Origin of the sequence: Massilia sp. AB1, from assembly GCF_018119385.1 — a bacterium.
Classification (GTDB): domain Bacteria; phylum Pseudomonadota; class Gammaproteobacteria; order Burkholderiales; family Burkholderiaceae_D; genus Telluria.
The window spans coordinates 236,079-260,677 of the sequence record NZ_JAGKSG010000001.1; the positions used below are offsets into that span (position 1 = coordinate 236,079).

The 24,599-nt window shown below is 67.0% G+C and carries 21 protein-coding genes; 6 read left to right on the plus strand and 15 right to left on the minus strand.

Annotation, left to right across the window (positions count from 1 at the left end; genetic code table 11):
* Positions 1 to 253: 253 nt before the first annotated feature.
* Positions 254 to 1,543: a right-handed parallel beta-helix repeat-containing protein gene (locus J8847_RS01055; RefSeq protein WP_211522818.1), complete on the plus strand. Its 1,290-nt coding sequence runs from the start codon at positions 254 to 256 to the stop codon at positions 1,541 to 1,543.
* A 55-nt stretch (positions 1,544 to 1,598) separates the two neighbouring features.
* Here the strand turns inward: J8847_RS01055 and J8847_RS01060 are convergent, their stop codons facing one another.
* The 8 genes from J8847_RS01060 to J8847_RS01095 all read right to left on the minus strand — a co-directional run bounded on the left by J8847_RS01060 (position 1,599) and on the right by J8847_RS01095 (position 13,556).
* Positions 1,599 to 2,144 (minus strand): MarR family winged helix-turn-helix transcriptional regulator, encoded by a 546-nt coding sequence (locus J8847_RS01060; RefSeq protein WP_211522819.1) that lies wholly within the window; start codon positions 2,142 to 2,144, stop codon positions 1,599 to 1,601.
* Positions 2,141 to 3,799, minus strand: a complete 1,659-nt coding sequence (locus J8847_RS01065; RefSeq protein WP_211522820.1) for an AMP-binding protein — start codon at positions 3,797 to 3,799, stop codon at positions 2,141 to 2,143. The genes J8847_RS01060 and J8847_RS01065 overlap by 4 nt, the downstream gene beginning before the upstream one ends.
* Before the next feature lie 106 nt (positions 3,800 to 3,905).
* Complete coding sequence (locus J8847_RS01070) at positions 3,906 to 4,640, minus strand: response regulator (RefSeq protein ID WP_229429813.1); 735 nt, start codon at positions 4,638 to 4,640, stop codon at positions 3,906 to 3,908.
* Positions 4,641 to 4,667: 27 nt separating this feature from the next.
* Complete coding sequence (locus J8847_RS01075; protein ID WP_211522821.1) at positions 4,668 to 8,948, minus strand: hybrid sensor histidine kinase/response regulator; 4,281 nt, start codon at positions 8,946 to 8,948, stop codon at positions 4,668 to 4,670.
* Positions 8,945 to 10,114, minus strand: coding sequence for a patatin-like phospholipase family protein (locus J8847_RS01080; RefSeq protein ID WP_211522822.1), 1,170 nt, complete (start codon positions 10,112 to 10,114; stop codon positions 8,945 to 8,947). The genes J8847_RS01075 and J8847_RS01080 overlap by 4 nt, the downstream gene beginning before the upstream one ends.
* A gap of 60 nt (positions 10,115 to 10,174) precedes the next feature.
* On the minus strand, positions 10,175 to 11,956 hold the full coding sequence (ggt, locus tag J8847_RS01085; protein ID WP_211522823.1) for a gamma-glutamyltransferase: 1,782 nt from the start codon (positions 11,954 to 11,956) through the stop codon (positions 10,175 to 10,177).
* A gap of 107 nt (positions 11,957 to 12,063) precedes the next feature.
* Positions 12,064 to 12,822 (minus strand): SDR family NAD(P)-dependent oxidoreductase, encoded by a 759-nt coding sequence (locus J8847_RS01090; protein WP_211522824.1) that lies wholly within the window; start codon positions 12,820 to 12,822, stop codon positions 12,064 to 12,066.
* Positions 12,823 to 12,944: 122 nt separating this feature from the next.
* On the minus strand, positions 12,945 to 13,556 hold the full coding sequence (locus J8847_RS01095) for a hypothetical protein (protein WP_211522825.1): 612 nt from the start codon (positions 13,554 to 13,556) through the stop codon (positions 12,945 to 12,947).
* Between the two features lie 397 nt (positions 13,557 to 13,953).
* Between J8847_RS01095 and J8847_RS01100 the strand changes: the two genes are divergently transcribed.
* Positions 13,954 to 14,481 carry a DsbA family protein gene (locus tag J8847_RS01100; protein ID WP_211522826.1) on the plus strand — a complete coding sequence of 176 codons (528 nt, stop codon included), beginning with the start codon at positions 13,954 to 13,956 and terminating at the stop codon, positions 14,479 to 14,481.
* A gap of 165 nt (positions 14,482 to 14,646) precedes the next feature.
* Here J8847_RS01100 and adk read toward each other — a convergent pair whose 3' ends face one another.
* The 6 genes from adk to J8847_RS01130 form a co-directional block, all read right to left on the minus strand.
* Positions 14,647 to 15,303, minus strand: coding sequence for an adenylate kinase (adk, locus tag J8847_RS01105; RefSeq protein WP_211522827.1), 657 nt, complete (start codon positions 15,301 to 15,303; stop codon positions 14,647 to 14,649).
* 184 nt (positions 15,304 to 15,487) lie between these two features.
* Positions 15,488 to 16,240, minus strand: a complete 753-nt coding sequence (gene kdsB, locus J8847_RS01110) for a 3-deoxy-manno-octulosonate cytidylyltransferase (RefSeq protein WP_211522828.1) — start codon at positions 16,238 to 16,240, stop codon at positions 15,488 to 15,490.
* 8 nt (positions 16,241 to 16,248) lie between these two features.
* Positions 16,249 to 16,419, minus strand: a complete 171-nt coding sequence (locus tag J8847_RS01115; RefSeq protein ID WP_211520764.1) for a Trm112 family protein — start codon at positions 16,417 to 16,419, stop codon at positions 16,249 to 16,251.
* A complete protein-coding gene (gene lpxK / locus J8847_RS01120; RefSeq protein ID WP_211522829.1) occupies positions 16,400 to 17,425 on the minus strand; it encodes a tetraacyldisaccharide 4'-kinase in 1,026 nt (341 codons plus the stop codon). Before lpxK ends, J8847_RS01115 begins: the two co-directional genes overlap by 20 nt.
* A gap of 30 nt (positions 17,426 to 17,455) precedes the next feature.
* Positions 17,456 to 17,893, minus strand: a complete 438-nt coding sequence (locus tag J8847_RS01125) for a biopolymer transporter ExbD (RefSeq protein ID WP_211522881.1) — start codon at positions 17,891 to 17,893, stop codon at positions 17,456 to 17,458.
* Positions 17,893 to 18,501: a MotA/TolQ/ExbB proton channel family protein gene (locus J8847_RS01130; RefSeq protein WP_211522830.1), complete on the minus strand. Its 609-nt coding sequence runs from the start codon at positions 18,499 to 18,501 to the stop codon at positions 17,893 to 17,895. Before J8847_RS01130 ends, J8847_RS01125 begins: the two co-directional genes overlap by 1 nt.
* A 1,253-nt stretch (positions 18,502 to 19,754) precedes the next feature.
* On the opposite strand from J8847_RS01130, the gene xseA reads away from it, so the two are divergent.
* Together xseA and J8847_RS01140 are read left to right on the plus strand one after the other, a co-directional pair.
* The gene (gene xseA, locus J8847_RS01135; protein WP_211522831.1) at positions 19,755 to 21,116 is read left to right on the plus strand and encodes an exodeoxyribonuclease VII large subunit; all 1,362 of its coding nucleotides are present in this window, start codon (positions 19,755 to 19,757) and stop codon (positions 21,114 to 21,116) included.
* Between the two features lie 89 nt (positions 21,117 to 21,205).
* A complete protein-coding gene (locus J8847_RS01140; protein ID WP_211522832.1) occupies positions 21,206 to 21,784 on the plus strand; it encodes a superoxide dismutase in 579 nt (192 codons plus the stop codon).
* 93 nt (positions 21,785 to 21,877) lie between these two features.
* Here the strand turns inward: J8847_RS01140 and J8847_RS01145 are convergent, their stop codons facing one another.
* Complete coding sequence (locus tag J8847_RS01145) at positions 21,878 to 22,624, minus strand: hypothetical protein (RefSeq protein WP_211522833.1); 747 nt, start codon at positions 22,622 to 22,624, stop codon at positions 21,878 to 21,880.
* Between the two features lie 214 nt (positions 22,625 to 22,838).
* Between J8847_RS01145 and J8847_RS01150 the strand changes: the two genes are divergently transcribed.
* Together J8847_RS01150 and J8847_RS01155 are read left to right on the plus strand one after the other, a co-directional pair.
* Entirely contained in the window at positions 22,839 to 23,804 is a 966-nt protein-coding gene (locus J8847_RS01150) for a hypothetical protein (protein ID WP_211522834.1), read from the plus strand.
* Positions 23,805 to 23,912: 108 nt separating this feature from the next.
* Positions 23,913 to 24,599, plus strand: a complete 687-nt coding sequence (locus J8847_RS01155; protein ID WP_211522835.1) for a response regulator transcription factor — start codon at positions 23,913 to 23,915, stop codon at positions 24,597 to 24,599.

Consider the following 24,599-nt stretch of genomic DNA (forward strand, 5'->3'; position numbering starts at 1 on the left):
GAGCTACATATTGCGCCGGTTTGCCGGTTCTGCATATGAATGCCTAGACGACAGGCCGCTGAAACAACACGCGGATACGGTGCCATCGCTTGCAGAGTTCTTGCTCGGCAATAACATTGGGAACTTCAAATCCTTAAATTTAACCATTGTTGTTTTAACGAAATTTGTGTTGCCTGGACTTAATACCCCCCAGTAAACTCAAGGGCTTTGCCGGTCGTGCCACGCGACCTTCCTCTGTCCTGAAGAGATTCCCTTGAAGTTCACGTCACGCTCCCGCACCACGCTTCTCCTGCCTGTCCTGCTTTGCCTTACCGTCCTGACCGCCTGCGGCGGCGGTAGTGGAGATGCCGCACCTGCCACGGCTTCCAGTGTCCCTTCCGCATCGGCAGCCGCCGTCAGGACCGCCTCGCTGGTCCAGATCTGCCCCGGCCAGAGCGCCGATCCGACCGGCGAAGTACCGGCCTCGGCAGCCATCCAGGCCTGCGTCGACCAGATCGGGGCCAAGGGAACCCTGGAACTGCCTCCGGGCACCTACCTGATGAGCTCGCAGTTGAGGTTCAGGTTCCCCTTCACCCTGAGGACCAAGGGGTTGGCCGGCTCGACGGCGACCTGCACCCAGGGCGCCGATTGCGCCACCTTGAAGGCATCCCCCTTGCTCGCGGAAAAGTTCGGCATCCTGTTTGTCGGTGGCGAAGGCGTCGCCGTCGAAGGCTTCGTCATGGATCATGTGACGCTCGACGGCAACCGCGCCGAGCGCCTGCTCGGCGTGGCGCGCGACCGCTGCGTTGCAGGCGACAATCGCTACGGCTTCAACGCCTCGATCGAGAGCTGCACCTCCTGCAGCGTGACCTACTCCGCTTCGGTGAACGCCGTTTGCGGCACCGGCCTGGCCTGGTCCGGAAGCAAGGCGACGATCGAAAGGAACGTCTTCGCGAACAACGGCGACAACGACACCCCTTACCTGTGGTCCGACGGTTTGTCGGTGGTCCTGGCCGATGACTCGTCCATCCAGGAGAACCGCTTCATCGACAACAGCGACGTGGGCCTCATCTCCTTTGGTTCCGCGCGGACCAAGATCCTGAACAACGTGGTAACTCAGGACAAGATCAAGGCCTTTGCCGGCTTCATGCTGGACTCGCTGCAGACCGGCGACTTCAGCGACTCGACCATCTCGGGCAATACGGTAAGCTGCGCGCCGGGGAAATGCTTTTTCGGGGTCAATATCGGTCCCAGCCCCTGGTACCCGAAAAACAAGCCCGTGTTCGGCGGACGCTTCGAGGGAAATACGATCAGCGGCGGCACGATCGGCCTGAACATCAGCGGCATCAAGGCGAGTCCACAGATGATGTACGTGGGCGGGAACATGCTGGTCGGCTCCTATCCTGCCGGGCGGACGACTTGCCGCCACGTCGGCAGCGTGACGAGCACAGCTATTTCCCGCGATCCGAACATCGCGAACTCCGCCATCGCGCTCGGCACCAATTACCTGAACCAGCAGACGGTCTTCCCTCTCCTGCAGTCGACGGATAATTGCATCGGCTGAACGCCGCCGGCTGGGTATGGTCCGTCGGCGAATGCACCGGAGCGTGCGTGGCGGCCTAGCTGCTTGCCGGACGTCCGTCGCCGATCCGGATCCGGCGCTTCATCGTGGACAGCAGGCCGATCATGCTGTCCTTGTCCTCGGCCGGGATCTCGGACAGGATCTCGTCGATCCAGCGCTCGTGCACGGCGGCCATTTCGGCGAAGGCGAGGCGCCCTGCCGGCGTCAGCTTGACGGCGAAGGCGCGCCGGTCCTTCGCATCGGGCACGCGCACCACCAGCTGCTCGCGCTCGAGCTGGTCGGTGATGCCGGTGATATTGCCGCCGGTGACCATCATGCGCCGGGACAGCTCGCCCATGCGCAAGCCGTCCGGATGGCGCTCCAGCTGCGCCATCAGGTCGAAGCGCGGCAAGGTGATGCCGAAGCTGGTGCGCAGGCGGCTGCGGATCTCGTTCTCGATCCGCAAGGTGCACGACAGCATGCGCAGCCACAGGCGCAGCGACTGGTGGTGTTCCTGCGTCAGCCGGCTCTCCAGGTCGAGGCTGTCCAGATCCTCCGGCGCCTCCCGCAAGCCGTCGCTTCCCCGACCGTCGACATCCTTCATGCTGTTCCCTGGGCCGTCTCGGCGCGTAGTTTGAACCGTTGCAGCTTACCGGTTTCGGTGCGCGGCAACTGTTCGCGAAACCGCACAGCGCGCGGGTATTTGTAGGGTGCGATCTGCTGCTTGACGAATTCCTGCAGCTCCTGCGCCAGCGCATCCGAGGGCGCCTGGCCGCTGCGCAGCACCACGTGCGCCTCGACCAGCTGGCCGCGCTCGGCATCCGGGCGCCCGACCACGCCGCACTCGGCCACGGCCGGATGGCGCAGCAGCGCTTCCTCGACCTCGGCCCCGGCGATGTTGTAGCCGGCCGAAATGATCATGTCGTCCGTGCGCGAGCGGTAGTAGAAGTAGCCGTCGGCATCCATCTCGTAGGCGTCGCCCGTGAGGTTCCAGCCGTTCTTCACGTAATCGAGCTGGCGCGGGTCGTCCAGGTAGCGGCAGCCGGTCGGTCCCTTGACGGCGAGCCTTCCGATCACGCCTGGCCCCACCGGGCGGCCCTGCGCGTCGAGCACGCAGGCCTGGTAGCCCGGCACCGGCTTGCCGGTGGCGCCGGGACGGATCTCTCTGCCGGCCGCCGAGATAAAGATGTGCAGCATTTCGGTGGCGCCGATGCCGTCGATCATGGCCAGGCCGGTGGCCGCCTGCCAGGCCTCGCGCGTGGCCAGCGGCAGCGCCTCGCCGGCCGAGACGGTGCGGCTCAGGCTGGACAGGTCGAACTGCGGGGCCAGCGCCGCCATCTGGCGGTAGAAGGTCGGGGCCGTGAAGCATACCGTGGCGCGCTGCTGCTCGATCGCGGCCAGCAGGGTTTCCGGCGTCAGCTTTTCGATCAGGACCGCGCGTGCGCCCACGCGCAGCGGGAACAGCAGCAGGCCGCCGAGGCCGAAGGTGAAGGCCAGCGGCGGCGTGCCGATGAAGACGTCGTCGATGCTAGAACCCAGGATGTGGCGCGGGAAGCAGTCGCAGATCGCCAGCACGTCGCGGTGGAAGTGCATGGTGCCTTTCGGGACGCCGGTGGTGCCCGAGGTAAAACTGATCAGGCAGACGTCGTCTGCCGCACTGTCGACGGCGTCGAACGGCGCTTCGTAACGCGCCATGCGCGCCTCCAGCCCCTCTTCCTTGTCGCTGTCGAAGCAGACCAGGGGCACGCCATCCAGCGCCAGCGCCTCGACCTCGCCGCACAGGGCGGCCGCGCACAGCACGGCGCCGACGCGCGCCTTGGCCGCGATGGCGCCCAGCTCGCGGGCGCGCAGCAGCGGCATGGTCGGCACGGCGATGCAGCCGGCCTTGATCACGGCCAGGATGCAGGCAGCCATCATGGGACAGTTGGCGCCGCGCAGCAGCACCCGGCTGCCGGTGGGCAGGCGCAGGTCTTCGCGCAGCACGTGGGCGATGCGGTCGACCCGGGCCAGCAGCGCGGCATAGCTCAGGGTCTCGCGAGCGCCAATCAGGGCGCTGCGTTCGCCCCAGCCGCGCTGCACACCCTTGTCCAGCAGTTCGGCCGCGCAGTTGAGCCGCTCGGGGTAGCGCAGCTCGGGCAGCTCGAACAGGAATTCCGGCCAGAGTGCGCGCGGCGGCAGGTTGGCGCGCGCAAAGCCGTCGGTATAGCCGGAACGGGTCAGTTCCGTGGAAGAGACTGCTGCTGGTGCGGCATCGGTCATGTGAGCCCTCTTTGGTAGGTCAGGCAAGCGTCCGCAGGTACTTTAAATCTAAAGTAACCCAGCAGCAAGGGATTTGCGGGGTTCGCGGCGGACGCCTCTAGTGCGGTTATGCGCTACGGGCACGCCCGGCCTGGCGCAGCGCGGCGGCGCCGGCCTGCCCCAGGACTTGTCCGAGTCGGGCCGCGTCGAGCGCACCGTCGGCGAGCTGTTCCAGCTGCTCCAGGCTGGCTGCCGCCGCGTGCAGGCCCAGGGTGGCGCAGCCCTCGCGCAGACGCTTGAGGCGCCCGGCCACGGCATCGCCCTCGCCTGCCGCCAGCAGGCCGGCCAGCTCGGGGCCCGCCGCGGCCAGCTGGCGCTGCAGGCCGTCAAGGTAGAGCTGGAGGCGCGCGCTATCGATGCCGAGGCGGCGCGCCACGTCCTGCGGGTCTTCGTCGGCAGCCCCGGCCGGCGCGCCGGCCAGGCGCGCGAACTGGGCGCGCACGTCCTCGGCCTGGAAGGGTTTGACGATGTAGCCGTCCGCGCCCAGGCCGTCGGCTTCGGCCATGGTGGCGGCATCGGCGGAGGCGGAGACCAGCACGAAGCGCTGCTGCGCATGCACCGCGTGGGCGCGCATCCTGGCCAGCAGTTCGAGCCCGGACAGACGCGGCATGCGCAGGTCGCAGAACACGATGCCCGGGGCCAGGCCGGCCTCCAGCTGGCGCCAGGCGTCCTCGCCGTCCTCGGCCTCGAGAATCTCGTGGCTGCCGCAGCTGTCGACCAGATGCATCAGCATCATGCGCGAAACGACGTCGTCGTCGACCACCAGCACCTTCATCGGCTTCCCCTCGTTAGAAGCCGGCATTATAAACGCGCAAGCTCGGGCCGGGCTTCACGCCTGCCCCGTAGCGAATCCGGCAAACAGGATGGCCAGGCGCGGCAGACCCGCGCGCAGGCGCGTTGCGTCGCGCGCATCGGCGGCCGCTTCCAGCTCGGCGCACAGCTGCTGGATCGCGCTCTCGCCCAGGTGGCTGGCGCTGCCCCGCAGACCGTGCAGGACGCGCCCGGCGGTGTCGAAGTCGCCGGCGTCGATGGCGGCGTCGAGCTCCGCCCGGCGGCGCGGCAAGTCGGCGGCGAAGGCGGCGCGCAGGCGGGCGCTCAGGTCGTTGGCGCGCCGTCCCGGGTTGGCCGCGGCCGGCGCCGGCGCCGCAACCGCAGCTTCCGGCGTCACGCCGAACATCGCATCCAGCTCGGCCAGCGCCGCCACGCTTTCGCGCACCGGGGGCGCGGCCGCCTTGGAGGCGTCGTGGGCCGGCATCGGCGTCAGCGGCAGGCCGCGCTGCTGCTGGCGCTCGATCGCGCGCGCGATCTGGTAGTGCAGCGCATCTTCGTCGATCGGCTTGGTCAGGAAGGCGTCCATGCCGCAGGCCAGGTAGCGCGCCCGGTCCTCGCTGGTGGCGTTGGCGGTGAGCGCGACGATCATCACATGCTGGTCGATGGCCGGCGACTCCATGGTGCCGCCGGCGCGGATCAGGCGGGTCGCCGTGGCGCCATCCATCTCCGGCATGCGCCCGTCCATCAGGACCAGGTCGTAGCGCGTGCGGGAACAGGCCTGCACCGCCTCGGCGCCGTTGGCGACCACGTCGACCTGGTGTCCCATCTCCTCGATCATCAGGCGCGCGATGATCTGGTTGGTCGGGAAGTCCTCGGCGCACAGGATGCGCAGGCGGTGGCTGTGCGGCGCGCGCGCCAGCTGCTCGAGCTGGGGCGGCTCGACGCCGTCCGCCAGCGGCAGCAGCACGCTGAACACGCTGCCCTTGCCTTCGGTGCTGTTGACGCCGATGGTGCCGCCCATCAGCTCCACCAGCTGGCGGCAGATCGCCAGGCCCAGGCCGGTGCCGCCGTAGCGGCGCGTGGTGGTGGTGTCGGCCTGTTCGAACTTCTGGAACAGGCGCGGCAGCGCGGCGGCCGGGATGCCGATGCCGGTGTCGCGCACCGTGAAGCGGATCATGTGGCCGCCTTGACCTGCTCCCTCGCCTTTCGGCTGATCTTCGGCGCGGCGCTCGACCTCGACCCGCACCCCGCCCGACCTGGTGAATTTAAACGCGTTCCCGACCAGGTTGACCAACACCTGGCGAAGGCGGGTCGGGTCGCCCACCACGAAGCGCGGCAGCTCCTCGCCCAGGCTCACCGCGAAGTCCAGGCTGTGGGCCGCCGCCTGTTCCTGGAACAGGCTGGCCACGTTGGTGATGGCCGCGTGCAGGTCGAAGTCGATGCTTTCGATGCTCAGCTTGCCCGCCTCGATCTTGGAAAAATCGAGCAGGTCGTTGATGATCGCCAGCAGCGCCTGGGCGTTGGCCTGGCCGCGCAGGATCTGGTCGCGCGTGGCGTCCTTGAGTGCGCCGTCGCGCAGCGCGAAGCCGAGCATGCCGATCACGCCGGCCAGCGGGGTGCGCATCTCGTGGCTCATGTTGGCCAGGAATTCGGACTTCTGGCGCGTCGCATCCTCGGCGCGCTGCTTGGCCTGGCGCAGGAATTCCTCGTTCTCCTGCAGCGCGCGGTAAGCGTTCTGCAGCTCGTTGGTCTGGGCGCGCACGCGCCGCTCCTGGTCGCGCAGTTCCTGGGTCTGGCGTTCCAGCACGCGGTTCTGGTGCTCGACCTGCTCGGTGCGCGCGCCCACCTGGCGCTCGAGGCGTTCCTTCTGGTGGCGCAGCCCTTCCAGGCGCATGCGCAGGCCGATGTACACGGCGGCGCAGAACAGGGCCGCGGCGCCGATCCGGAACCAGGGGGTGCCCCAGGGCGGCGGTTCGATGGTGAGCGCCAGCGCGGCGACGTCCTCGCCCCAGACCCCGTCCTTGTTGGCGGCGCGCACGCGGAACACGTAGGTGCCCGGCTCCAGGTTGGTATAGGTGGCGAAGCGCTTGTCGGCGCCGGTCAGCACCCAGCCCTGGTCGAAGCCGTCCAGGCGGTAGGCGAACTGGTTGCGCGAGGGCGCGGCGAAATGCAGGGCCGCGAATTCCAGGGTCAGCACGGCCGCTTCGTCGGGCAAGGTGACCTGGTCGGTCTGCTCCACCGGGCGGGTCAGGAGGCCCGGCATGGCCTGCTCGATCGGGCGGTTGAACACCTGCAGCCCGGTGATCACGGCGCGCGGCGCGGTGCGGTTGTCGCGGATGGCGCTCGGATCGAAGGCCGTGATGCCGTTGAAGCCGCCGAAGTACAGGGTGCCGTCGGAGGCGCGCAGGGCCGAGGCGTCGAAGAAGGCGCCGTCGGTGATGCCGTCGGCCGAGGTGTAGTTGCGGAAGCGCCCGCTTTTGGGGTCGAAGCAGGACATGCCGCTCGAGGTGCTGACCCAGATGCGGCCGTCGGCGTCTTCCAGCATGGCGGCGACCGCGTCGTCCACCAGCCCGTCGCGCGCGGTGTAGCGCACGAAGCGCACCGAGCCGTCGGCGGCCGTGATCATGCGGTTGAGGCCGCCCGCGGTGCCGACCCAGATGTCGCCGCGGCTGTCTTCCAGCAGGTAGTGGATCTCGTCGTGACTGAGGCTGTTCTTGTCGTAGGGGTCGTGGCGGAAGTGGCGGAAGCGCCCGCTCTTGCGGTCGAGCAGGTCGAGGCCGTCGAAGGTCCCGACCCAGAAGCGGCCGCGCCGGTCCTCCAGCAGGGGACGGGTGATGTCGTCGGCCAGGCTGGCCATGCGGTTGGCGTCGTGGCGGTAGCTGACGACGTCCTGGGTGACGGGATCGAGCCGGTGCAGGCCGCCGCGCGTGGTGATCCACACATAGCCGTCGCGCGCGGCCAGCATGCCGCGCACGTTGTTGGAGTCGGCGTCGCCCGGCAGCACCTTGCGCCGGAAGCGCTTGGTGCGCGGATCGAAGCCGGTGACGCCGGTGCGGCTGCCCACCCACAGCACGCCGTCGCGGTCGCGCGCCAGCGCCGTGGCCGGGGCGTCGATCAGGCTGTTCGGATTGGCCGGGTCGTGGCGGTAGACCACGGCGCGCCCGGTGGCCGGATCGAGGTTGCTCAGGCCCGTGACGCTGCCGACCCACAGCCGGTTGCCGTCCTCGAGCAGCACCCGCACCTTGCTGTCGGCCAGGGAGTCGGGCTCGCCCGGACGGGCGACGATGCGGGCGAAGCCGCCGCTTTCGAGGTCGGTGCGCGAGACGCCGCCATACCAGGTGCCCACCCAGAAGGTGCCGACGCGGTCGCGGTACAGGGCCGAGACGAAGTTGTCCGCCAGGCTGCGGCGGTCGGTGACGCTGTTGCGGTAAGGGTCGAAACGGTCGCCGCCCTCGCGCCAGCGGAACAGGCCGTCGTCGTGGGTGCCGGCCCAGATCGTGCCGCCCTCTTCCTGGTACAGCGCAGTGATCCAGAAGCGGCCGATGCCGTCCTCGGGCCGGTAGCGGCGCACCTTGCCCTGGTCCTCGCCGCGCAGCGCATGGCGTTCGAGTCCGCCGTAGCGGCCCACCCACAGGCGCTGTTCGCTGTCCACCATCAGCGCGTGCACCGGGGCGTCGCGCTTGCCCAGGCCGGCGCCGTGGTGCTCGAAGCGCTTGCGCTTGGGGTCGAAGCTGTCCAGGCCGGCCGCGGTGCCGATCCACAGGCGCCCGCTGGCGTCCAGCGCCAGCGCGTTGATGCCGTCGTCGCTGAGCGAGCCGGCGCCCGGCTCGCTGTGCCAGCTGGTGAAGCGCTTGCTCACCATGTCGAAGTGCTGCAGGCCGTCGCCGGTGCCGATCCACAGGCCGTCGGCGCCGTCGCTGATCAATGCCTTGATGTGGCGGTTGCCGTTGCCGCGCCGCGCCGGGCCGTTGGACACGAACAGGGTAAAGCTGCGCGTCACCGGGTCGAAGCGGTTCAAGCCGCCGTCCGTGCCCAGCCACAGCTGGCCATGGCGGTCGATGTGCAGGATCCGCACCCAGTTGTTGGCCAGGCTGTTCGGCTTGCCCATCTCGCTGCGGTAGTTGGTGAAGCGGTAGCCGTCGAAGCGCGAGACGCCGGACTGGGTGCCGAACCACATGAAGCCCTCGCGGTCCTGGACGATGGACAGCACCGATTCCTGCGGCAGTCCGTCGTGCACCGACAGGTGGTCGAAGCGCAGGGTCGGCTCGGGCCCGGCGTGCGCGAACCCGGCGCAGAACAAGGCCGCCAGCACCAGCAGCAGTCGCAGGCAGGCCGTCATGGGGCGAAGAAGGACAGGACGTCCTGGCGGCGCGCGAGCGTGTCGTGCTCGCCCAGGCGGATCAGCTCGCGCGTGTAGCTGGCCTCGAACAGCAGGTAGGAGGCGAGCGCCGAGCCGCGCGATTCCAGCGCGCCGATCCCGCCCAGCAGGGTGCGCACCGGCGGCGGCAGGCTCTGGGTGTGGCGCGCGGCGATGTCGTCAAGGCGCTCGCTGGGCGCGATCACGAGCAGCTTGACCGGCCTGAGCGGCATGGCGGCGCGCGCCTCGTCGGGGATGCGGCCGAGCGTGTGGTTGACGCGCTGCAGGCGCTCGACGTCCGCCGCCAGGCTGTCGAGGAAGATCGAGGACAGCGCATGGCCGGCGACCTGCGCCAGACTCGGATAGCCGCCGCTGTTGACCTCTTCGCGCGCCGGCTCGGTCATGCGTCCGGCGCCGACCACCAGCACGCGCGTGGCGCCCAGGTGGATCGCGGGGGCGATCGGAGCCAGCTGGCGCATCGAACCGTCGCCGCAGTACTCGCGCCGGCCCGCCAGGTAGAGCGGCACGGCCGGGAAGATGAAGGGAATCGCGCTCGATGCCAGCAGGTGCTCGACCCCGATCTGGGTGGCCAGCGCCATGCGCTGGTGACGCACCCAGGGCTCGATCTGGGCGGCGCTCTGGTAGAAGGTCAGGTGGTGGCCGCTGCTATAGGACGAAGCGGTGATGGCCAGCGCGTGCAGTACGCCGTCCGCCAGGGCCGCATCCAGGCGCGGCAGGTCGAGCGCATGGTGCAGCAGGCCGGCCAGCGGGGTGTTGTCGAGCAGGGACTGGGGCGGCGAAGCGTGCCACTTGCGCAGCAGCCAGCCGAAGGACAGCAGCGACAGCCAGCGCGCCCCTGAACGCAGCACGGCCAGCGAATCGGCGCGGTAGACCTGGTGCGCGGCCACGTTTTCCCAGACCGACAGCAGGCCGCGCACGCCGTCGGCGAAATCGTCGGCGCGGCACGCCAGGGCGGTCGCGTTGAGCGCGCCGGCCGAGGTGCCGCAGATGATGTCGAAGGGGGATTGGGGGGCGGTGCGGCCGGCCTCCACCAGGATCTGCCGGACCGCATGCAATACGCCCGCCTGGTAAGCGGCCCGTGCGCCGCCCCCAGTCAGGATGAGCCCGGTTTTTTCTTTACTGTCCACCCCGCCAAGCTTAGCAAACAAAGACTAGCTATAGGGAAATAAGTGCCATTTCGTCAGCATTTAATCCCCTTTTGCAACGCCTTCGCGTCGCGGATCCGCACCACCGAACCACAGCGGCACGCCGTGGATGTTCAGGCGTTCGATGCCTTGCAGGCCCGAAGTCTGCTCGCTCTGGCGCACCTTGTGGCCGCGCGCCTGCAGCGCTTCGACGGTGGACAGCGGGAAGCGCCCCGCTTCGAGCTCGGTCGGTCCGTTGCGGCTGCCGAAGTTGGGCAGCGCGATCGCCTGCTGGACGTTCAGGCCCCAGTCGAGGGTGCCGACCAGGACCTTGGCCACGTAGTTGATGATGGCCGGGCCGCCGGGCGAGCCGACCGTGAGCGCCAGCTTGCCGGTCTTCTTGTCGAACACCACGGTCGGCGACATCGCGCTGCGCGGGCGCTTGCCCGCCTCGACGCGGTTGGCCACCGGGCCGTTGGCGTCACGCGCATCGAAGGAGAAGTCGGTCAGCTGGTTGTTGAGGATGAAGCCGTCGACCATCTGGCGCGAGCCGAAGGCGTCCTCGATGGTGGTGGTCATCGCCAGGCCCATGCCGTAGCCGTCGACCACCGCCACATGCGAGGTGGACGGGGTTTCGATGGCGTTGTCGGTGCCCCACTTCGCGGCCACTTCCATGCCCGGCGGCGTGCCGGCCGGCGCTTCGCCCATCGAGCGCTGGCCCACCAGGGCGGCGCGCCGCGCCAGGTAGGACTTGTCGATCAGGCTGGCGATGCCCTTGCCCGGCAGCGGCACGAAGTCGGTGTCGGCGGCGTAGCGGTTGCGGTCGGCGTAGGCCAGGCGCCCCACTTCGGAGAACACGTGCACCGCTTGCGGGCCCGGCACGCCATTGGCCGGCGCCAGCGCCTTCATGTCCATGGTCTCGAACATGCCCAGCATCTGGGCCACCGCGATGCCGCCCGAGGACGGCGGCGGCATGCCGCAGATGGTGTAAGTCCTATAGTCGCTGCAGACCGGCGTGCGCACCTTCGGCTGGTAGCCGGCGATGTCGGCCGCCGTGAGCAGGCCCGGGTTGGTCGGGTGGCCCGCCACCTTGGCGGCGATGTCGCGCGCGATGTGGCCCTTGTAGAAGGCGTCGGCGCCGCCCTCGGCGATCTCGCGCAGGGTCCTGGCCAAGGCCGGGTTCTTCAGCACGTGGCCGACCGGCCAGGGACGGCCGGCAGGGTCGTAGAAATAGGCGGCGGCCACCGGGTCCTTGCGCAGGTGGGCGTCGTAGCTCAGCAGCCCGTTGAGGCGCGGGCTGACGGCGAAGCCTCGTTCCGACAGGCGGATGGCCGGCTCGAACAGGGCTTTCCAGGGCAGCTTGCCGTGCTGGCGGTGCGCCAGCTCCAGCATGCGCAAGACGCCGGGCGCGCCTACCGAGCGGCCGCCGACGATGCCCTCGACGCGCGAGAGCGGCTTGCCGTCGGGACGCTGGAACAGGCGCTCGTCGGCCCTGGCCGGCGCGGTCTCGCGGCCGTCGAAGGCCTGGACCTGCTTGCCGTCATAGTGGACCAGGAAGGCGCCGCCGCCGATGCCAGAGGACTGGGGCTCGACCAGGGTGAGCACCAGCTGGGTGGCGATGGCGGCGTCGATGGCGCTGCCGCCCTTCCTGAGGATCTGGTAGCCGGCGTCCACCGCGAGCGGATTGGCGGCGGCGACCATGTATTTTTTCGCGGGCCAGCCGGCCTTGTCCTGGTAGCCGGTGGCCGCTTCCGGTGCGGCCTGGCGGGTGTCCTGTGCGTGGACGGGAGACTGGAAGGCGCCGGCCAGTGCCAGGCCGATGGTAATCAGTGTGAATCGGTTCAAATCGGCTCTCCAAAAGCAAGGCGGGCGCGCAATATGGGATGCCCCATGATTGGCCGCGCCCGCTACCCCGGCATCGTACAACAATTGCCGGTTGCTTACAGAACAGCTTATTTAGGCTGCATACGGATCGCGCCGTCCAGGCGGATCGTTTCGCCGTTCAGCATCACGTTCTCGATGATGGCCTTGGCCAGGTGCGCGTATTCCTTCGGCATGCCGAGGCGCGGGGGGAACGGCACCATCTTGCCCAGGGAGTCGCGCACTTCCTGCGGCATGCCCATCAGCATCGGGGTTTCGAAGATGCCCGGCGCGATGGTCATCACGCGGATGCCGCTGCGCGCCAGGTCGCGCGCCATCGGCAGGGTCATGCCGGCGACGGCGGCCTTGGACGAACCATAGGCGGCCTGGCCGATCTGGCCGTCGAAGGCCGCGACCGAGGCGGTGTTGATGATGATGCCGCGCTCGCCGTACTCGCCGGCTTCGGTCTTGCCCATCGCATCGGCGGCCAGGCGCGCCATGTTGAAGGTACCCACCAGGTTGATGTTCACCGCGCGCTGGAAGGCGTCCAGCGGGTGCGGGCCGTCCTTGCCCACGGTCTTGACTGCCGGCGCCACGCCCGCGCAGTTGACCAGGCCGCGCAGCGTGCCCAGTGCGGTCGCGGCGGCGACCACGGCCAGGCCGTCGGCTTCCGAGGTGACGTCGCACTTGACGAATTGGCCGCCCAGCTCGGCCGCCAGGGCGGCGCCCGCTTCGGCCTGCACGTCGGCGATGACGACCTTGCCGCCGGCTTCCGTGATCATGCGCGCAGTGGCCGCTCCCAAGCCCGACGCGCCACCGGTGACGATGAACACATTGTTCTGAATTTGCATGGTTTTCCCTTGTAAAAGTTCATATGACGCCGGTCCGCGCTCAGTGTCGCGCGATTGACCTTTACGTAAACGTCAAGCAGCGGCATTGTAGCGAACTTTTGCCCGGAAAAACCATGTTCTTGTCAAAAGCACTGCATCACGGTCCCGTTGCGGTTGCACAGCCGGCCGCTGCTGTTCACGGCCGCGTTGCCCACGCCGGTCGCGTAGGAGGTGCCGCTGGCATCGGTGCAGACGTTGCCCTGGCAGGTGCTGATCTGGGCGCCGCCTGGCGCGCCCGGTGTGGGCGCGGGGGCGACCGGGACGGGGACGCGGGCGTAAGGCTGGCTTGAAGGTGCTGTGATGCGCGCCGTCGGCTCGATCCGCTGCTGGGCGCCGGGGCGCCGCGGCGCAGGCTTGGCCTTGGGATCCTTCTTGGGCGCTTGCTGGGCCTTCTGGCCGGGTTCCGGCTGGGGCGGCTGGGGTGCGGGACGGGCCGAGGGATCGGGCTCGTCCTGGCGCTGCCGGGCTTGCTGGGCCGGCGCGGCGCGCTCTTCCTGGGCCTGGGGCCGGGCATCGGCAGCCGGGATGGGCTGGGGCGACGGCGCCGCCTGGGGATTCAGCACGGGCCCGTAGGTCGGGCCGGTCGCGCGCGCCTTCTCTTTTTCCTGGGACGCGCCCCCCGTCGCCTGGGCCTGGACGATGCCGGCCGCCGAGAGTGCGACGGCAAGCAGGAGGATATGGCTAGAATGGTTCATGGTTCTCCTCGTGGGCTTGATGACCGTGAACCCATTATCGGCCTGCCCAGGCGGGCACGGCGCACACGAAACACATTCTCACATGATTGCGCGGCGACATGCCGCAGGGTTCTAACAGTTCGCGCGAAACTTATTCATTTTTGATTAGTCATACAGAAGCACTCAGTTCGAACGTTGTAGCCGAAGCTCGTAGTGTCTTGCTGCGCTACGTCTACATGCCAATGAAACTGAGTTGGCTTGCGGTGAGTTCCACCGTGACTGCCTGTGGAGGGGAAGGCGCTGGCCTTGCGCCCGAGCGCAAAGTGAAACCGGCCCCTATGAAGCAGGAACCCAACTGTATGGCCAACTTTAAGCAGCATCGAGTAGCTGTACGTAAGTTTGGGAGAACGGAGCGGCAATGGGCGAGCAGGTAACAGCGGCGGCGAACGACCATCTGCGCGGCATGCGCGATGCGGAACTGGTGGTGATCGAGTATGGGGACTTCCAGTGCCCGTATTGCGGCCGGGCGCGCCCGACCCTGGCCGACCTGCAGGAGCGGCACGACGGCCGGATCGCGCTGGTGTACCGGCACCTGCCGCTCGAGCACCTGCATCCGCTGGCCGGACTGGCCGCCGAGGCGGCGGAAGCGGCCGCGGCGCAGGGACAGTTCTGGGCCATGCACGACGCCCTGTTCGAGCAACAGCGCCAGCTGAACGCAGCCAACCTGCCGCTGCTGGCGCAGCAGATCGGACTGGACATGGAGCGCTTCAGGCGGGATGTCGAGAACCGGCGCTATCGCGACAAGGTGCGCGAGCATGCGGAAGACGCTGCGCGGGTCGGGGCGACGGGGACGCCGACCTTTTTCTTCAACGGGCAGCGGTATCCGGGGGATTCAGATAAGGAATCGCTGACGAAGGCGATCGAGGAAGCATTAGGCGTGCGTTGAACGCGTTGGCATGAGACCTGCCAACCCTACGATATGCCGACAATGCCTCCCCTGGCCCGCGCCTAATGCCGTCGTTCCGGCGGAGGCCGGAACCCAAGTTCGTCGAATCACCCAAAAAACAAAAGCGGCCCATCGGGCCGCTCCTGTCATCAAGCGAAAAAACGCTTACTCGGCCAGCGCCGCAAACGCCGCCTCACGCACCTGCTCGACCGGGCCCACGCCCGAGATCTTGCGGTACTTCGGCGCGCCCGGCAGGCCCGACTGCGCCCACTTGTTGTAGTAGCCCAGCAGCACTTCGGTCTGGTTGTGGTACACCTCGAGGCGCTTCTTGACGGTCTCTTCCTTGTCGTCGTCGCGCTGGACCAGCGGCTCGCCGGTCACGTCGTCGACGCCTTCGGCCTTCGGCGGGTTGAACTTGACGTGGTACACGCGGCCCGAACCCGGGTGCGAGCGGCGGCCCGACATGCGCTCGACGATCATGTCGTCCGGCACGTCGATTTCCAGCACGTAGTCGATGTTCACGCCGCTGTCCTTCATGGCGTCCGCCTGCGCGATGGTGCGCGGGAAGCCGTCGAACAGGTAGCCGTTGGCGCAATCCGCTTCCTTCAGGCGCTCCTTGACCAGCCCGATGATGATGTCGTCGGACACCAGCTGGCCCGCATCCATCACTTTTTTGGCAGCCAGGCCCAGCTCGGTCCCTGCCTTGATCGCGGCGCGCAGCATGTCGCCGGTCGAGATTTGCGGGATGTTGAACTTCTCTTTGATGAAGTTGGCCTGGGTGCCCTTGCCGGCGCCGGGTGCTCCTAACAGAATGAGACGCATGAGTTTCCTAGTGTTCTAATGGATGTGTGGAATAGTGAGGTGCGAGCGATCGCGCGTGATGCATATCTGACTAGCTTGACACGAAAGTTACCACAAAAGTCAGCATCAACGCCACCTTGCGGCCTTCCGCCGGCAACAAAAGTTGACGCAGCGCAGACGCCTTGAAGGCGTCTTGCGCGCAGGATCAAGACGCAAAATGCAGGCGCGTGCGAACCAGATCTTCAGGGGTATCGACCCCTGCGGGCGGGGCGCTGTCGGTCACGTGCACCGCGATCGGGTAGCCATGCCACAGCACGCGCAGCTGCTCCAGGGCCTCGATCTGTTCGAGCGGCGAGCTCTCCAGTTTGGGATAGGCCTGAAGGAAGGCATTGCTATAGGCGTAAAGACCGATATGGCGCAGCGGCGCGTAGCCGGCCGGCAGGCCGTCGCGCGACTGGGCGAAGGCGTCGCGGTGCCAGGGGATGGTGGCGCGCGAGAAGTACAGCGCCCTTCCCTGCTTGTCGAGCACGACCTTGACCACGTTCGGGTTGAAGGCGTCGTCGGCCTGGTCGATCGGGTGGGCGCAGGTGGCCATCGGCACGCCTTCGCCGATGCGCGCGGCGCATGCCGCCAGCAGGCTCGGGTCGATCAGCGGCTCGTCGCCCTGCAGGTTGACCACCACTTCGTCCTCCGGCAGACCCAGTACCAGCGCCACTTCGGCGATGCGGTCGGTGCCCGAGGGGTGGTCGGGGCGGGTCAGCACCGCATGCACGCCATGGGCGGCGCAGGCGGCGGCGATGTCCTCGTGGTCAGTGGCGACGATGATGCGGGCCGCGCCCGACAGGCGCGCGCGTTCGGCCACGCGCACCACCATCGGCTTGCCGCCGAGGTCGGCCAGCGGCTTGTTCGGCAGGCGGGTCGACGCCATGCGCGCCGGGATGATGACGGTAAAGCTCATGCCGCGGCTCAGGTGGGTTCGATGCGACGAGCCTGGTCGGCCCACATGATCGGGATGCCGTCGCGGATCGGGTAGGCCAGGCGGTCAGGGCGGCAGGTCAGTTCCTGCGCCTTCTTATCGTATTCGAGCGGGCCCTTGCACAGCGGGCAGACCAGGATATCAAGCAGTCGAGCGTCCACGACATTTCTCCACGATTTGTTCGGCCAGCGCAGCATCGAGCTGCGCCGTCACCGGCACGACCCACAGCCGCGGGTCGTCCTTCAGGTTATCAAGTTGCCGACATTTTACTGCATCCTTCTCCGTGATCAGGATGACATCGGCGTCGATGCCGTCGAAGGGGCGGTCGAGGAAGTCGTGGTGGTCGGGCAGCGGCAGCTCCGCGAAGGCCAGGCCGTGGCTGCGCAGCATGGCGAAGAAGCGGCCCGGATTGCCGATGCCTGCGGCGGCCACCAGGCGTTTTCCGGCCAGGCTGGCCAGGGGAACGGAGGCGCCTCCAGGCAGCGGTTCGGCCACGCCGCCTTCGAGCTGCATGCGGAAAGGCCGGCCGCCGACGGCGCGCGCCAGCGCCGGCGTGATCTCGGGCGCGTTCACCACCGTCACGTCGCGGCGGCGCGAAGGCGGTTCGCGCAGCGGGCCTGCCGGCAGGGTCCAGCCGTTGCCGACGCCGCGGCCGTCGAACAGGACGATCTCGACGTCACGCGCCAGCGCATAGTGCTGCAGGCCGTCGTCCGTGATCAGGACGTTCACCTCGGGATGGGCGGCCAGCAGCGCCCTGCCCGCTTCCGCGCGGCGGCGACCGACGAAGACGGGGCAGCCTGCGCGCGCGGCGATCAGGAGCGGCTCGTCGCCGACCTCGAGCGGGCTCGAACCCGGCGTCACTTCGCGCGGCGCGCTTTCCTTGCCGCCGTGACCGCGCGAGATGACGCCGGGACGCAGGCCGGCCGCGCGCAGCGCCCGGGCCAGCCAGATCGTGAGCGGGGTCTTGCCGGTGCCGCCGATGAAGATGTTGCCGACTACGACCACCGGCACCGGCAGGCGCTCGCTGGCCAGGATACCGGCGCGGAACAGGCGCACGCGCAGCGCGGTGAGCAGGCGGAACAGGAGCGAGACCGGCAGCAGCGCGCAAGCAAGCGGGCCGCGCCGCAGCCAGGCGCGGGTCAGGGTCGATTCGAGTCGGGATGCCATGGGATGCAGGAGGCGCGGGGCCTCCCCTGTTTACTTCTTGGCGCCGGTCTGGGCCGCGAAAGTCAGCTTGTCGTAGCCGGCCAGGCGCGCCGCTTCCAGCACGTTGATGACCATCTGGTGCATCGCGAACTGGTCGGCATTGACGATCACCACCGGGCTGGCCACCACCTGGCCCTCCTGGGTGCGCGCGGCGTTCTTCAGGTCCTGGGCCAGGCCCGCCACGCTGTGGAAGGACACCGGCACGTTGTTGACCGTGTAATTGCCCTTGGCGTCGATGGTGACGTTGATCTCGAAAGGCTTTTCCTGCTGCTTTTCCGCGTCGGCGGTCGGCAGCGTGATCTGCAGCTCGGTGAACTTGCTGTAGGTGGTCGAGACCATCAGGAAGATCAGGACCACCAGCAGCACGTCGATGAACGGGATCAGGTTGATCTCCGGTTCCTCGGGCCGGCGGCCGCGGCGGAAATTCATCATTTGCGGGACCCGTGCACGACGTCGACGAACTTCACCGCCTGCAGTTCCATGTCGACCACATAGGTGTCGACCAGGTTGCGGAAGTGGCGGTAGAAGACCAGGGCCGGCATGGCGATCGCCAGGCCGAAGCCGGTGTTATACAAGGCCACCGAGATGCCGTGCGCGAGCTGGGCGGGGTTGTTGCCGCCGGTCGGGCTCTGGGCGCCGAAGATCTCGATCATGCCGACCACGGTGCCGAACAGGCCCATCAGCGGCGCGAGCGAGGCGATGGTGCCGAGCGTGGTCAGGAAGCGTTCCAGGCCGTGGGCGACGCCGCGGCCCGCTTCCTCGATCGATTCCTTCATCACGTCGCGCGGCGCGTCGACGTTGCGCAGCGCGGAGGCCAGCACCGCGCCGAGCGGCGAATTCTGTTCCAGGGTGTTCACCACATCCGGGGTGACCTTGCCGCTCCGATAGACGCGGATCACATCATCGAGCAACTGCTTCGGGAGAATCTTCTCGCGGCGCAGGTAGATAAGGCGTTCGACGATCAGGGCGACAGCAACGATCGACGCGATCAGCAAGAGCCAGATCGGCCAGCCTGCAGCTTGAAAAATGGCGAGCAAGAGAAACTCCTATGTTGAGAAAAATCACTCGGCAATGTAGCAAGTTGCCAGCTTTGCGGCAAGTAGAGTTCTGCACAACTTCTGTGGATAAAATTGTGCGCAAGGGGTCCCGTCAAACCTAAGCCCCTTGATTCATAAGGACTTTCTGATCCTGCGCAAGAAAATGGCAGGCTCAGGACTCACTGCCCGGCTGCGAACCAAGTTGATCCGCCTCGGTTTGCCGAACCAATAGTTCTTGTAGTTACGAACAAATTCTGTGGACAAAATTGTGTGCAATGCCTCCTAGCAAGTACTAAGCTGTTGATTTGGCTCAATAATTTGCACGCGGTTAAAAAACAGGCAGCTCCGGACAGCTGTACTTCTCTTCCACCTCTGTGTGGTTCCTCACATTTTTTGTGGACAAGAATGTGATTAAGGCTCCATTTTTATGCTTAAGTACTTGATCTAGATCATAAAAAACTCATAGCTCAATATTTGAGCAAAGCGGCCCTATGCACAATTTCCACTGCCTGGAAGGGTTTGGATCCCCGATTTGTTCGCCTTCCGAGCGTTACTCACATGCAATATTTGGCTGTGCACATTTTTTGTGGATAAGAATGTGAGAAAGCGCATGTTTTCATGTTTAAGTCATTGATTTTAATCAATTCGTACTGCGGTGCTCAAAAAGCAGGCATGTCCTCATGCCTGTCCCAAGCGAGCATTTCCGCGTGCCCAAGGCGAGGCAGCGCACTGGCAGACGATGTTTAGTGCGGCCCCAGCCCTAGCTTGTGCACATGTTTTGTGGACAACATTGTGAGCAAGGATACTTTCCACCTGTTAAGCTATTGATTTTACTCAACAAAGTTTCCAAGCATCATTTTTAAGCACGGCAGTGCAGTCTGGCGTCGCCCACGCAAGTTCGGCGTTTGCCCAGGCCGCATGAGCTCGGCTATGCACAGATTTTGTGGACAAGCACGTGGGTAAGCTACTCTACGGGCTCCTAAGTGCTTGATCCAAAAGGGAACACCCTACCCTGCCCAAATCCCGCGCAGTCTTCGGTCTTATGCATGAGTTCCCCACAGATTTTGTGGATAAAACCACCCTCATGTGTGAATATCGCATCGCAAGCCCTTGAATTTAAAGGGTTTCAATAAAATGCATTGAAAAGCAGCAACTAGTAGTTTTCCGCACACCATTGAACGACAGGGCTTGTCGATTTTGCCAAGATATGACATAAGCATCAGCTTTGCTCCCGCCACCACGCCACGACTCCTATGCAACGCCCGCCTGATGCCGATCCCGCCTACACCGCCCCGCCGGTGATGACCGTCACCGCCCTGAACCAGCAGGTGGCGCGCCTGCTCGAACGCAGTTTTCCACTGGTCTGGATTGGCGGCGAAATCTCCAACTTCACGCGCGCCAGTTCCGGCCACTGGTATTTCACGCTCAAGGACGATGCCGCCCAGGTACGCGCGGTGATGTTCCGCAGCCGCGCCCAGATGGCCGGCTTCACCCCGCGCGAAGGCGACAAGGTCGAGGTGCGCGCGCTGGTGACCCTGTACGGCGCACGCGGCGACTACCAGATCAACGTCGAGGCCATGCGCCGCGCCGGCGTCGGCCAGCTCTACGAAGCCTTCCTGCGCCTGAAGGAAAAGCTGGCCGCCCAGGGCCTGTTCGACCAGGATCGCAAGCGCGCCCTGCCCCTGTTCCCGCGCACCATCGGCATCGTCACCAGTCCCCAGGCGGCCGCGCTGCGCGACGTATTGACCGCGCTGCGCCGCCGCGCGCCGCATGTACGCGTGATCCTGTACCCCGCCCCGGTCCAGGGGCAGTTCGCGGCGGACAAGATTGCCGAAGCCATCACCACCGCCTCGCGCCGGGCCGAGGCCGATGTGCTGCTGGTCTGCCGCGGCGGCGGCTCGATCGAAGACCTGTGGTGCTTCAACGAGGAATGCGTGGCGCGCGCCATCGCCGCCTGCAGCATTCCCGTGATCTCGGGCGTCGGCCACGAAACCGACTTCACCATCGCCGACTTCGCCGCCGACATGCGCGCCGCCACTCCGACCGCCGCCGCCGAGCTGGCCGCCACGCCACGCGCCGACTGGATCGGCTCGCTCCAGGCCGACGCGCTCGACCTGCGCCGCGCCATGCGCCGCACCCTGTCGGACGCCAGCCAGGGCCTGGACAGCCTCAGCCGCCGTCTGCTGAGCCCGTCGGACCGCATCGGCCACCAGCGCCTCAAGCTCTTGTCGATGGCGACCGCCATGACCCACGCGGCCCAGCATCCGATCAACCGCCAGGGCCTGGTGCTGGCCCAGCTGCGCCAGCGCTGGGCGCGCCACCGCCCCGATATCCGGGCGGTGCGCGCGCAGCTGCTGTCGGACCAGCGCCACCTGAACGCGAGCCTGTGCAGCCAGGTCAAACAGCGGCGCGACGCCCTGGGTGCGCTGGCGGCCCAGCTCGAACTGCTGAATCCGCAGCGCACGCTCGAACGCGGCTACGCCATCGTGCGCGACGCCAAGGGCCAGGTCTTGCGCGACCCGGCCGCCATCCATGCGCGCGACACCCTGACCCTGCGCCTGGCCGGCGGCAGCGCCGAGGTCGGCGTGGCCCATGTGCAGAGCGTGCTCGAGTGAGCCAAGGCCATTTATGCAACATTGCGGTATCCGGTTTAGAATAAGCGCCGCTATCGGAACAAACCCGTCCAACCAACAAAGGAAAGAACATGGAACATACCCTGCCGCCACTGCCGTACGCCAAGGATGCCCTGCAGCCGCACATCTCGGCTGAGACCCTGGAATACCACCACGGCAAGCACCACCAGACCTATGTGACCAACCTGAACAACCTCATCAAGGGCACCGAGTACGAGAACATGCCCCTGGAAGAGATCATCAAGAAGTCGTCGGGCGGCCTGTTCAACAACTCGGCCCAAGTGTGGAACCACACCTTCTTCTGGAACTGCATGACCCCGAACGGCTCGGGCGCACCGAGCGGCAAGGTCCTTGATGCCATCAACGCCAAGTGGGGCTCGTTCGACAAGTTCAAGGAAGAGTTCAACAAGGCTGCCCTGGGCAACTTCGGTTCGGGCTGGACCTGGCTGGTGCAAAAGCCGGACGGCAGCGTCGACATCGTCAACACCTCGAACGCCGCCACCCCGCTGACCACCGCCGACAAGGCCCTCCTGACCGCCGACGTCTGGGAACACGCCTACTACATCGACTACCGCAACGCCCGCGCCAAGTTCCTGGAAGCGTTCTGGAACGTCGCCAACTGGGACTTCGCCAACCAGAACTTGGCCTGAATGGCCTGAGGATCCTGTGCCCCGGCACAGGATGCGCGAACGATACGGCCCGCCTTGCGGGCCGTATTGCTTTGTGCCCGGCGAAGGACGGCCTCAGTCGCCTCCACCGCAGCCGCCGCCGCATCCGCCCCCGCCATCCCCTCCGCCGTCGCCTCCGCCGTCGCAGTCCCCACTGCCGTCACCGGTACCGGAACCGGTATCGCCGCCATTGTCTTCCCGCCGGCGCAGCGCCTCCGCGTAGATTTCCTCGCTGATGAACCCGGCCGCGAGCAGCGCCGCCAGCGAGAGTTCGGGCTGGCGCCGCGCCACCCCCAGCCTGCGTCCGCTCGCGCCGAGCCGGGCGTAGGCGACCTCGCCGCGCTCCGTCCAGTAGCCGTGACCGCGCGGCATCCGCAGTCGCGCATCCAGCGTGAAGAGACGCGGCAGCGCCGGACCGTGGACGGGAATGCCGTCCAGCGCCCGGCATGCCACCAGGGCCCTGGCCAGCGCGCCCGGCTCCAGGCTGACCGCCTCCAGGTGCGGCACCGCGGCGCCGAAGTGACGCCGGCAAAAGCGCTCGAGTCCGATCGGGTCGTGCGCCAGCCAGGCATGCCACACCGAATCCGCCGCGAGCGAGGGCAAGGCGCAGGACGCACCCTGCCTGGTGAGCGCGTCGAAGAATCCCAGCAGTCCTTCCGCCGCACGGACGAAAAAAAGGGCATCCCTTGGGATGCCCGGAAACTCGGTCGATGCGCCGTGCCGCCACGCGGCCTCCAGCCCCGGCGGCAACTCCGCCAGCGCGGTCCTGTAGCGCGACGTCCGCAGGTGGCGCTTGACGCGCAGATTGATCAGCCAGTTCATGTTGCCTCCTTTGTGATTGTTATCGGCAGGATCAGCGTAAGCCAGGAATGTGACAGGAACATGACATCCCGGATTCCGCTCTGCCCCCACCCAGGGGGCTAGTCCCGTACCGTCCGCGCCACTACATTGACTGACCGAATGCACGGGCGCCATCCGGCCTCCGGCACCGCTCACCCCGACCATGACACATCGACTTCTCTCCGGACTCGCCCTGATGCCCGCCCTGCTCGCATCGCTGCCGGCCAGCGCCAACGATTGGCTCAACAAGCTGGCGAAACAGGCGGCCAACACCGCGATCCAGCAGACGGCAAAGAACCTGAGCGCGACGGCATCCGCGCCAAGCTCCGCGCAAAGCCCGGCGCCCACCATGGCAAGCGCTGCCGTCAGCTATCCCGCCCCGACCGCCGCACCACGCGCAGCCCGCATGCGTTTCGAGGACGGCACGATCCTGTATGGCGACTATCTGGCTGATTACTGGAGCCGGCCCGACGCCAGCACGCGCGGCGCAACGCCGGACAGCGACGCACTCGGGCATGTCATCGGCAAGCCGCTCAGCTTTGGCGGCAGCCGCAAGGTCGTGGGCACCGCCGACATGCAGCGCAAGCTCGAAGCGATCTTCCCGCGCGTGCTGGCCCACCCCGCGCTGGCCGGCATCCGCGGATCCAGCCTGCGGCCGGGCGGCGGCTTCGGCCATGCGAACGGCGGCCCGATGCGCCACGCGACGGCCGGGCAGGCCACCCTGCTGGCCTATCCGATCCGCCTCGAGGATCCCGAAACGCATAAATTCCCCGACGGGACCTTCCACAGCCCCGGCGAAGGCGTCGTCTTGCGCATCGGCGTCAACGACACCGACGAGCTCGACGGCCGCACGCCGCTCGGCACCTGGAACGGCATGACGGTGCTGCGCGCCGGCTACATGTTCGTCATCCCGAATACGGAGCGGCCGCTGTACGTGCGCGACGCTTCCGGTCGCCAGGTAGTGAACCCGAACCTGATCGACGTCACGCGGCCGCGCTCGGACATCCAGTTCATGACCGTCTATGTGGGCACCGATTCGGCCGAGCACAACGAGGTCGTGCGCCAGCGCGTGCTGCCCACCTCCGGGTTCGGCCGCCTTGTGGGCGTGCTGTACAACACCGACTGGCGCACCCTGCTCCGGGAAGTCAACGACATTCGCTAAGCGGCCCGCATGAATTTGTCGTGAATCTGTAATCAAATGTCACCCCTTTGGGGAGGGTATGTTTTTCCCTGGACGGTCTTATACAATGGCAGACCCAAGGAGAAACGCATGTACCGAGTGATGTTGGTGGAAGATGACGCGCGGTTGGCCGAGCTCGTCACGGAATACCTGTCTGGCTACGAATTTTCGGTCGATCTGGTGACGCGCGGCGACGCCGCCCTCGGCCGTTTCAAGGAACTCAGCCCGGACGTGGTCGTGCTGGACCTGATGCTGCCCGGCCTGGACGGCATGGTGGTGTGCCGCCAGATCCGCGAACTGTCGGAAGTGCCCATCCTCATCCTCACGGCGCGCGAGGATTCCTACGATGAAGTCTCCGGCCTCGAACAGGGCGCCGACGACTTCGTCAACAAGCCGGTGCAGCCACGCGTACTGCTGGCGCGCCTGCGCGCGCTGATGCGCCGCACCCAGGCCAAGAGCGGCGGCGACACCCGGGTGCTGCAGTTCGGCGCGCTGCGTATCGCCACCTCGGACCGCAGCGTGATATGGCGCGGCCAGCCTTGCGTGCTGTCGAATACCGAATACAAGCTGCTGCTGGTGCTGGCGGAGGCGGCCGGACGCGTGCTGTCGCGCGACGCCCTGCTCAAAAAGATGCGCGGCATCGAGTTCGACGGCCTGGACCGCAGCATCGACAACTGCATCTCCAAGCTGCGCCGCAAGTTCGACGACGTGGATTCGGAGAAGATCAAGACGGTGTGGGGCGAAGGCTACCTGTTCTCGCCCTCCGCCTGGAACTGA

Excerpts from the sequence above, each read along its gene's own strand:
- J8847_RS01060 (WP_211522819.1), bottom strand. The coding sequence starts at position 2,144 with ATGAAGGATGTCGACGGTCGGGGAAGCGACGGCTTGCGGGAGGCGCCG.
- J8847_RS01065 (WP_211522820.1), bottom strand. The coding sequence starts at position 3,799 with ATGACCGATGCCGCACCAGCAGCAGTCTCTTCCACGGAACTGACCCGT.
- J8847_RS01070 (WP_229429813.1), bottom strand. The coding sequence starts at position 4,640 with ATGCCGGCTTCTAACGAGGGGAAGCCGATGAAGGTGCTGGTGGTCGAC.
- J8847_RS01075 (WP_211522821.1), bottom strand. The coding sequence starts at position 8,948 with ATGACGGCCTGCCTGCGACTGCTGCTGGTGCTGGCGGCCTTGTTCTGC.
- J8847_RS01090 (WP_211522824.1), bottom strand. The coding sequence starts at position 12,822 with ATGCAAATTCAGAACAATGTGTTCATCGTCACCGGTGGCGCGTCGGGC.
- J8847_RS01095 (WP_211522825.1), bottom strand. The coding sequence starts at position 13,556 with ATGAACCATTCTAGCCATATCCTCCTGCTTGCCGTCGCACTCTCGGCG.
- J8847_RS01100 (WP_211522826.1), top strand. The coding sequence starts at position 13,954 with ATGGGCGAGCAGGTAACAGCGGCGGCGAACGACCATCTGCGCGGCATG.
- adk (WP_211522827.1), bottom strand. The coding sequence starts at position 15,303 with ATGCGTCTCATTCTGTTAGGAGCACCCGGCGCCGGCAAGGGCACCCAG.
- kdsB (WP_211522828.1), bottom strand. The coding sequence starts at position 16,240 with ATGAGCTTTACCGTCATCATCCCGGCGCGCATGGCGTCGACCCGCCTG.
- lpxK (WP_211522829.1), bottom strand. The coding sequence starts at position 17,425 with ATGGCATCCCGACTCGAATCGACCCTGACCCGCGCCTGGCTGCGGCGC.
- J8847_RS01125 (WP_211522881.1), bottom strand. The coding sequence starts at position 17,893 with ATGAATTTCCGCCGCGGCCGCCGGCCCGAGGAACCGGAGATCAACCTG.
- xseA (WP_211522831.1), top strand. The coding sequence starts at position 19,755 with ATGCAACGCCCGCCTGATGCCGATCCCGCCTACACCGCCCCGCCGGTG.
- J8847_RS01140 (WP_211522832.1), top strand. The coding sequence starts at position 21,206 with ATGGAACATACCCTGCCGCCACTGCCGTACGCCAAGGATGCCCTGCAG.
- J8847_RS01145 (WP_211522833.1), bottom strand. The coding sequence starts at position 22,624 with ATGAACTGGCTGATCAATCTGCGCGTCAAGCGCCACCTGCGGACGTCG.
- J8847_RS01150 (WP_211522834.1), top strand. The coding sequence starts at position 22,839 with ATGCCCGCCCTGCTCGCATCGCTGCCGGCCAGCGCCAACGATTGGCTC.
- J8847_RS01155 (WP_211522835.1), top strand. The coding sequence starts at position 23,913 with ATGTACCGAGTGATGTTGGTGGAAGATGACGCGCGGTTGGCCGAGCTC.